Genomic DNA, 1,048 nt, shown 5'->3' on the forward strand with positions numbered 1-1,048 from the left:
CTCTGTTGCACAAAACGGCTGACGGCCAAACTCCCCCTTTTCCCGGACACACTTATCCCATGGCCTCTGTGACGGGTATGCCGAGCGCGGTGAAGCCGTTCATGACGGCAACACGAACCTGAAGCTCGGCGACTTGGCGGTCGAGCTCCCGCGCCATGAGGCGTTGCCCCAGCAGCTTCATGCAGTGCATCTTGGTCTCGGCCCGACTTCGGCGATGGTAGCCGCTCCACTTCCGCCAGATCTTCCTGCCCAGGCGTTTCGATGCACGGAGGGCCGCGTTGCGAGCAGTCGCACCCGCGCTGTCAGGCTTCCAGAGTTTGGCATTCTTGCGGAGTGGGATGACGGCATAGGCCCCGCGGTCTGCGATGGCATCGTGACACTTGCGTGTATCGTAGGCGCCGTCTGCGGTGACGCTGCCGATCTCCTGATCGGGCGGGATCTGGTCGAGCAACTCCGGCAGCATGGGGGCATCGCCGATGTCGCTGCTGGTGAACTCGACGGCCCGGATTTCCAGTGTTTTCTCGTCGATCCCGAGATGAACCTTGCGCCAGATACGCCGTTTAGCGCCGCCATGCTTGCGCGCATTCCACTCGCCTTCACCCTCGACCTTGATCCCGGTGCTGTCGATCAAGAGGTGTAGCGGCCCCTCCGCCCCCCGATACGGGATGTTCACGGCAAGCGTCTTTTGCCGGCGGCTAAGCGTGCTGAAATCCGGCACCGACCAGTCCAGCCCGCTCAACTGCAGAAGGCTTTCGACGAAGCCTGTCGTCTGCCTTAGCGCCATGCTGAACAGCACTTTCATCGTCAGGCAGGCCTGGATCGCAGCGTCGCTGTAGGTGCGTTGTCGGCCACGCGTGCCGGTCGGACTGGCCTCCCACGTCATCTCGGGATCGAACCAGATCGTCAACGAGCCCCGGCGCTTCAGCGCTTCATTATAGGCCCGCCAGTTCTTGATCTTGTAGGTTGGGGGTGTCGGTCTGCTCATGCCCCCCAGCTATCACCCTGGATTCACGAGGTGAATCCCTCACGGGCTTTGTGCAACAGAGCC

Annotated in this window: 1 protein-coding gene; it reads right to left on the reverse strand. The window is 62.2% G+C overall.

The features are described 5' to 3' along the window. Positions 1-52 precede the first annotated feature (52 nt). A complete protein-coding gene (locus OS124_RS0120285; RefSeq protein WP_010141794.1) occupies positions 53-985 on the reverse strand; it encodes an IS5 family transposase in 933 nt (310 codons plus the stop codon). Between the last annotated feature and the right edge of the window lie 63 nt (positions 986-1,048).

Origin of the sequence: Oceanicola sp. S124, from assembly GCF_000220565.1 — a bacterium.
In the GTDB taxonomy this organism is placed as follows: domain Bacteria; phylum Pseudomonadota; class Alphaproteobacteria; order Rhodobacterales; family Rhodobacteraceae; genus Pseudooceanicola.

Excerpts from the sequence above, each read along its gene's own strand:
- OS124_RS0120285 (WP_010141794.1), bottom strand. The coding sequence starts at position 985 with ATGAGCAGACCGACACCCCCAACCTACAAGATCAAGAACTGGCGGGCC.